Annotated in this window: 7 protein-coding genes; 5 read left to right on the forward strand and 2 right to left on the reverse strand. The window is 43.2% G+C overall.

The window, feature by feature from the left end:
• Positions 1-14: 14 nt before the first annotated feature.
• Both menD and QUA78_RS25905 read right to left on the reverse strand, forming a co-directional pair.
• A complete protein-coding gene (menD, locus tag QUA78_RS25900) occupies positions 15-1,928 on the reverse strand; it encodes a 2-succinyl-5-enolpyruvyl-6-hydroxy-3-cyclohexene-1-carboxylic-acid synthase (RefSeq protein WP_333305884.1) in 1,914 nt (637 codons plus the stop codon).
• Positions 1,929-1,942: 14 nt separating this feature from the next.
• Positions 1,943-3,376: an isochorismate synthase gene (locus tag QUA78_RS25905; protein ID WP_333305886.1), complete on the reverse strand. Its 1,434-nt coding sequence runs from the start codon at positions 3,374-3,376 to the stop codon at positions 1,943-1,945.
• Between the two features lie 384 nt (positions 3,377-3,760).
• Here QUA78_RS25905 and menA point away from each other — a divergent pair, with 384 nt between their 5' ends.
• From menA to QUA78_RS25930, 5 genes are all read left to right on the forward strand, one after another.
• Positions 3,761-4,657 carry a 2-carboxy-1,4-naphthoquinone phytyltransferase gene (gene menA / locus QUA78_RS25910; RefSeq protein WP_333305888.1) on the forward strand — a complete coding sequence of 299 codons (897 nt, stop codon included), beginning with the start codon at positions 3,761-3,763 and terminating at the stop codon, positions 4,655-4,657.
• Positions 4,658-4,808: 151 nt separating this feature from the next.
• Positions 4,809-5,054, forward strand: coding sequence for a hypothetical protein (locus QUA78_RS25915; protein ID WP_333283696.1), 246 nt, complete (start codon positions 4,809-4,811; stop codon positions 5,052-5,054).
• Between the two features lie 5 nt (positions 5,055-5,059).
• Positions 5,060-5,470, forward strand: a complete 411-nt coding sequence (locus tag QUA78_RS25920) for a retropepsin-like aspartic protease (RefSeq protein WP_333305890.1) — start codon at positions 5,060-5,062, stop codon at positions 5,468-5,470.
• A 27-nt stretch (positions 5,471-5,497) separates the two neighbouring features.
• Positions 5,498-6,295 carry a 2-succinyl-6-hydroxy-2,4-cyclohexadiene-1-carboxylate synthase gene (menH, locus tag QUA78_RS25925; protein ID WP_333305892.1) on the forward strand — a complete coding sequence of 266 codons (798 nt, stop codon included), beginning with the start codon at positions 5,498-5,500 and terminating at the stop codon, positions 6,293-6,295.
• Positions 6,296-6,306: 11 nt separating this feature from the next.
• Positions 6,307-7,341, forward strand: coding sequence for an o-succinylbenzoate synthase (locus QUA78_RS25930; RefSeq protein WP_333305894.1), 1,035 nt, complete (start codon positions 6,307-6,309; stop codon positions 7,339-7,341).
• Positions 7,342-7,474: the final 133 nt, after the last annotated feature.

The raw sequence follows: 7,474 nt of genomic DNA on the forward strand, positions 1-7,474 counted from the left end.
GACAAAAGTCCTGACTACAAATCTTTGGCAAATTTACTTAGATTGTCTTGCCGCCATTTAGCATCCGATCGCCTGTCTGTTTGCAATTCTAAGACGCGAATCCCGCTATTTGGCAAAAAACTTAATTTTTGTTTGAACTGTTCCCAATTGTCTATTATCTCGTGTTCCACGCCATAAGTTGCACACAACTGAGCAAAATTGATATGCTGCGGCGTCGCAAAAAACTCTTCAAAGGGCGGGTCAAATTTTGCAACTGGCAACATTTCAAAAATCCCGCCACCGTTGTTATTGATTAATATAATTGTCAGATGACCGATAAATTTATTTTTCATTAAAAAACCGTTTGTATCGTGCAAAAGTGCTAAATCTCCTGTTAGCATGATGCTGCTTTGATTGCGGTGAGCAACTCCCAAAGCTGTTGACAATGTGCCGTCTATGCCGTTAGCGCCGCGATTGAAAAACGGTTTTATTTCTAAGTTGTTCGACTTCCAGAAAAACTCTACATCTCGGACGGGCATACTGTTAGCAATAAATATCGGTGTTCCAGGTGGCAAAATTTGGGAAAGCAGCCACGAGACTTTGGGTTCGATTATGTTGTTAATTGCTGATATTTTTTGGTCTATTGTTTGTCTGACTTGGATTTCGGTGTTGTGCCAAAGTTGGAGGTATTCGTTTGAGGGAGAGGTTTGAACCCCCCCTAACCCCCCCTTGCTAAGGGGGGGGACTTGAGTTGATTCACCCTGGTTTAGGGGGGGGACTTGAGGGGAAATAGCAGTGGTAGCAGGGGCTCGATCCCCCCCTAACCCCCCCTTAATAAGGGGGGGGACAAGAGTTAATATAGTTGCGAGATTAGTTGCGAGATTTTCAGGGGAGGTTCGCAGGTGAATTGTTTTGCCGTGTAGCGGATCGAAATTGTGGTGGCTGGGGTCGATTATGTAGCGTTTTGGTTGGGTTTTGTCTAGCCAGTTTCGCAGTTCTTTGCTTGTGGGTAAGTCTCCAATTTGAATGGCGATTTCTGGGGTTAATTTATCTGCTAGTTCGCGGTTTCGCAGGATTAAATCGTAGGTGGAAATTAGATGGGGGTTTAGTTGGGCGTAGTTTCTGACTGGGGATAGCCCTTCTGCTAAAACTGGCCAGTTTAAGGATTTGGAAATTTGGGCGATCGCACTACAGTATTTTTCGGCAAATTGAGGCTGTGCAACGCCTGCAATAATAATCCCTCGATCGCACTTTTGCCATTGTTGCATGGTACTTTCTTCTCCCCCCCTTAACAAGGGGGGGCTGGGGGGGGTAGAGCTTTCTCCTGCGAAAATAGGTTCTAATCCTGCAAAGAATTCTTCGGGATTGAATTGTGTTTCTAAAACTTCTACAGCTATGTCTGGAATGGGTACAAGTGGGTCGCGAAAGGGGATGTTGATGTGAACGGGGCCTGGTGTTGGAAATTGCGATCGCTCCCAAGCATACACGATCGTCTGCCGCAGATAGTCTAGCATTCCTCTGGACGCAGAAGGTATCGCTAATTCGGCTTGCCAGTTCGGATAATTGCCGTATATTTTCACTTGGTCGATCGCTTGTCCGGCGTGACAGTCGCGCAGTTCAGGAGGTCGATCTGCGGTGAATATTAGCAGCGGAATTCGACTTTCTCTGGCTTCTATTATCGCAGGATAAAAGTTGGCGGCTGCGGTTCCCGACGTACAAATTAGTGCTGTTGGCAAATATGATTTTTGGGCGGTTCCTAATGCAAAAAAACTGGCTGAACGCTCGTCGAGTATGGGAATAGTTTCTATTTTTTTGTTTTGAGCAAAGGCTATTGTTAGCGGTGCAGATCGCGAACCGGGACAAATGATGGCGGTAGTTAATCCCAGACGCTGCAATGTCTCTGCTAATATTGAAGACCAGAGAGTGTTTGTGTTGCGAAAATCAATCATTTTATAATATATTGCTAAACCAAAGCGTTTAAAAGTGGTTGTAATTTCAGTTGAATTTCTGCTAGTTCTTTTTCGGGTTCCGAACCTGCCACAATACCGGCACCAGCATAGAGTATAGCCCGATCGCCATCGATTAAAGCCGATCGAATGCCGACGGCAAATTCGCCGTTGCCGGTGCGATCGATCCAGCCGAGGGGTGCTGCATACAAAGAGCGATCGCAGCTTTCGCAGCGGCGAATTTGTTCTAGGGCAATATCTCTCGGCACGCCCGCTACCGCTGGGGTTGGATGCAGTTGAGCTAAAATCTTTAATAAATGAATATCGGCGGGAATTTGAGCAGTTATGGGTGTCCACAAATGCTGAATGTTTGATAGTTGCAGCAGTCTGGGCACAGGGGAAAAATTGGGAGTTATGCCGAGTTTAGACAGGCGATCGACAATAAAGTCAATCACAACTTGATGTTCTCGAATATCTTTCTCGCTTTCTAGCAATCCTTGGGCTAATTTCGCATCTCCTGCCTCAGTTTTTCCCCTCGGTGCTGAACCTGCTAAAGCATCTGTTAATAACTGATTGTTGTGAATGCTAATTAAACGTTCTGGACTGGCACCGATAAAATTTTGTCCTTTGCCGTTACTGGTTGAAAATACATAGCAATCTGGATAGCTGAGGCGCAAGTTGTTTAATGAATCTATTAAACTGAAAGGGGTTTGAGAAATTACATTGATTGCTTGGGATAAAACAATTTTACTAAAATATTTAGAGGCTATCAATTCTAAAGCCGACTTTACTGATGTTTTAAATTGACTGGCATCATTAACTGGGATTTGTTTTAAAGATATCGAACTGTCGATCGCAGTAGTTAGTTTATGGTATTTGTGAGATTCAATTCGATCGAAGGTTTGCCAAATATTTTCAGCGATGTTTTTAATGTTTATATCTTTTTCTATTATGGCATTGGCGACGAGAATGCAGCTATCTTTCTGTCTGGTAATTTGCCATTTTGGTAAAAATATGGTGGCGGGCGGAAAGTAAGAATTAGGGGCAAGGTTCTCATCAAAAAAAGCAAAACTACAAAAAAAGTGAGGCCCGCTAAATGGCAAGCGTTCCGCACCAATGGTAATTGTATTAGCAAGTGTTGAACGAATAAAATTTTGAGCTAAGGCAAACCGATCGGTTCCTGCTACTGTGAGATGGATTGCCGAATCAAGGGCTGCGATCGCAAAACTTTTGCCGACAATTGGGTTTCTTTTTTCAAAGTAAAAATGCCGCTGACAAGGCTCGGAAATCTCTTGCAGTACAGCTAGCGGATCGAGGGGGTAAATTTCCTGAGAAATACTAACTATTTTTGTGCGATCTTTTTCGGTTAAAGACTGCTGGCAATTTAACAGAAACTGATGCAGTTGATTGCGGTCTTGCAAGAGATTAGCGCGGTGCGGTATTACTGTCATGAAAGCGAGAATAGCAGATTTGTCAGATAGAGTGTGGGTTTGTCCGGCTAAAACCCCTATTTCGATCTAAGCACGGCAGGGCGATCGCAAAACACGACCTTTTAAGTTTCCCTCACTGTTTGGGCTCTGTTGGGGAAAAAAACCGACCGTCGGGCGATCGATCGAAACATTTAGACACAAAACTTTAAGATTGAGCGACTAAATCTCGACTCTCATGCGATCGACCCCGCAGAGGTTTGCAGACGGGCATTACCGGGCGTGCGATCGCCCGCAAAGCCTCTCAACGGATGCCCCCCGCGCACTCAACCCGATACAGAGTAGACTTTCTTGACCAATAAAATTGTAAAATTACTACGCTGCTATCAATTGAATCAAGTTTGTGTAATGACAACAAAGTTAATTGAACGTCCAAATAGTAAATTGTGGCTGGCGGCAATCAAGCCGCCCATGTACAGCGTTGCGGTGATTCCTATTTCAGTAGGAACTGCAATTGCGTTTGCCGAAACTCAAACGATTAATTCGTCAATTTTTTCGACATTTTTAATTTCAGCCATTTTGATTATAGCATGGCTGAATCTCAGCAATGATGTATTTGACTCCGAAACAGGAATCGATAAAAACAAAGCACATTCCCTAGTTAATTTAACCGGAAATAAAGCTTTAATTTTCGGGCTGGCTAATCTGTTTTTAGCAGTCGGAGTGTCGGGAATCTGCGCCATAAGCTGGTGGCAAAAAGACCCAACAGTAATTTTGCTTGTAGTTTTGTGCTGTGCTCTCGGCTACACTTATCAAGGGCCTCCGTTTCGTCTTGGCTATCAGGGTTTGGGGGAAATCATCTGCTTTTTCACCTTTGGGCCGCTAGCCTTCGCCGCTGCTTATTACAGTCAGGCTCAAACTTGGTCTGCTACTAATTTTGCAGCTTCGGCACTCGTAGGAATTACTACGAGTATCATTTTATTTTGTTCCCATTTTCACCAAGTTGAGGACGATTTGGCTGCGGGTAAAAAATCCCCAATTGTTCGACTCGGTACGAAAAAAGGTGCCCAGTTGTTGCAGTGGTTGTGCGGCAGCGTTTATGCTTTGACTGTGCTATTTGTGGCTTTGGGAATGTTCCCAATTTGGACGCTGTTGATTTTTGGGAGTGTGTCATTTGCGATCGACCTTTGTCGCCATGTCACAGACTATCACGATCAACCGGGAAAGGTCAGCAACTCTAAGTTTATCGCAGTTACGCTGCATTTTTCGAGCGGATTGCTGCTGGCGTTGGGGTTTGTTTTGTAGAGCGGGCGATCGACAATTCCGGTAAAATGGAGGTATGGTTTGCTAAGCTGAGGGAGTTGGCAGAGTTGGCAGAGTTGGGCGACTTCTCAAAATCTTCTTTAATTCAGCAATCCCTACCTCACATTGAATCGTAAAAAAGGAGAATCAAAGCATGAGTACGCAAGTAGAAATTGACAAAATCCTCAGCCTAGAAGAAATCATCCACTTATATCCTAGCGAGTGGGTGCTAATTGCTTACACTGAATTGGATGAGGATTTGAATGTAATTCGAGGTGAAGTTTTAGCACACTCACCGGAGCGCGATTTGCTTTACAATAATGCTTTGTCAAGGAAGGGAAAATCGGTGGCAATAGAATACACCGGCCCTATCCCTGAAGACTTAGCAGCTATGTTGTAAAAAAAATGCCAGATTATCAAAAAGCTTATCGCTTGTTGCGTCACGGACGAAATTTGCTCGCGGTGCCAGCAACCATTGGTGGAAATAATGGTGACGCTACTGAGTATCGGGTGCGTTTATTGGTGGATACGGGAGCCAGCTACACAATATTGCCAGTTAAAACATTGGAGGATTTGGGTTACGATACGCGCAATCCTCTACGCAGGCAAGAAATCTTTACAGGTCAAGGAAGAATCTATGTTCCTGTAATTAATGTATCTTGGTTTAATTGCGTGGGTAAACTAATAGAAAATTTTGATGTATTTGCCCACGATATACCGCCAAATCTTCGTATAGACGGTCTTCTTGGTATGGACTTTCTCATTCGTTTTCAGGCAGTCATCTCTGTTAGCGATGCGGAAATTAGATTTCAGTAAATACGACAATTATACTAATAATTGTAGATGGACTTTAAAGATTATCAATTTCACTATTCCTTAACTGGCAACAAGAATCAGCAGACAATTTTATTTTTGCATGGATTCACGGGCAGCAGTCAAGACTTTAGCAGCGTTATTCCCTTACTTTCTAACAGTTATTGCTGCTTAGCAGTTGACCTTCCCGGTCACGGAGAAACCAGAGTAATCGGCGACGAAACTTGCTACAATATGCCAAATACAGCCCAAGCATTGATCGAGTTATTAAATGATTTACAAATAGACAAATGTTTGTTGTTGGGCTATTCAATGGGCGGCCGATTGGCACTTTACATGACATTACATTTTCCCGAAAGATTCGAGAAAGTAGTGTTAGAGTCAGCTTCTCCAGGATTGAAAACAGAAAAAGAGCGATCGCACCGCCTGGAAGCCGATTTACAGCTAGCACAAAAGCTGGAAAATAGCAACATTAAAGATTTTTTATTCAACTGGTACGATCGCCCTTTATTCAAATCTTTAAAAAACTCTCCCCAATTCGACAAACTCATAGAAACCCGCTTAGCAAACAATCCCTTAGAATTAGCGAAATCCCTCCGCAACATGGGAACCGGCAACCAGCCCTCTCTCTGGGAAAAACTCGCACAAAATCAAATTCCAATCCTCTTGCTAGCGGGAGAATATGATGATAAATTTACAACTATAAATACCGAAATTGCCAGATTGTGTCCGGCCGCTACTCTGGAAATTGTACCAAAAGCTGGTCACAATATCCATTTTGAAAATATTGATACGTTTGTCGCACTTGTGAGACAATTTTATGATTAACTAAAAAACTAATGCTTTATCAATTGGAGTTTCGCACTTATCAGCGAAAGTTTAAGCGCCCCTTGCAAACAAGTCACGGCATTTGGGATATTCGCGAAGGAATTATCCTGCGAATTGTGGGCGAAAATAATCAAATTGGTTGGGGAGAAATTGCCCCTTTGAGTTGGTTTGGTTCTGAAAGTTTTGAGGAAGCTTTAGATTTTTGTCACCAGTTGCCAGGTAATATTTCATCAGAGATGATTTTTGCTATTTCCGCTGAATTGCCGGCTTGTCAATTTGGCTTTGAGTCAGCACTATCAAACGAGCAAAATTTACCCCCCCCAGCCCCCCCTTGCCAAGGGGGGGAGAAAAGCGAAAATTTAACTTACCTTTCCCAAAAAGGGGAGAAAATGCAAAATCGGTTCAGCGGTTTATTGCCCGCAGGAAAAACAGCTTTGCAGGCTTTGCAAGTGCTTTGGTTAGAGGGATACCGGACGTTCAAATGGAAAATTGGTGTTGCTGCAATTGAACAAGAATTAAAGATTTTTCAGCAGCTAATCCAAGCAATGCACAATTTGTGCGATCGCGAAAAAGCATTTTTGCGGTTAGATGCCAACGGCGGACTCAGTTACTCGCAGGCTAAAACATGGCTGGAAGCTTGCGACAAGGTAAAAGCAACTGACTTTTCCGCAAGCATTGAATTTTTGGAACAGCCGCTGCCCGTAACACAGTTTCAGGAAATGGTAGAATTGAATGCTATTTATGCAACTCCGATCGCCCTAGATGAATCTGCCGCCAACCTCGATCGCATCCAAGAGTGCTACAGCCAAGGCTGGCGGGGAATTTTCGTCATTAAACCTGCGATATGCGGTTCCCCATCCCAACTACGAAAATTTTGTCAAACTCATAATATAGATGCTGTTTTCTCATCAGTATTTGAAACCGAAATCGGCAGACAAGCAGCATTAAATTTAGCAACACAATTGTCTTTAAATAAGAGAGCACTCGGCTTCGGCACCAATTGCTGGTTCGATGACAATAATTCGATTTTAGATTTTAGATTTTAGATTACTCCCACAACTAAATCAAGCGGGTTAGGTAATTATTTTGAATCCAGAAACTTCAATACTCCGGACAGTTTTTAAAGAGGAATGCTTACGCAATAAAATAGAGAAGTGAAAAAAGTGAGTGCAATCGGAA

Origin of the sequence: Microcoleus sp. K4-B3 (assembly GCF_036704615.1) — a bacterium.
Lineage (GTDB): Bacteria > Cyanobacteriota > Cyanobacteriia > Cyanobacteriales > Microcoleaceae > Microcoleus.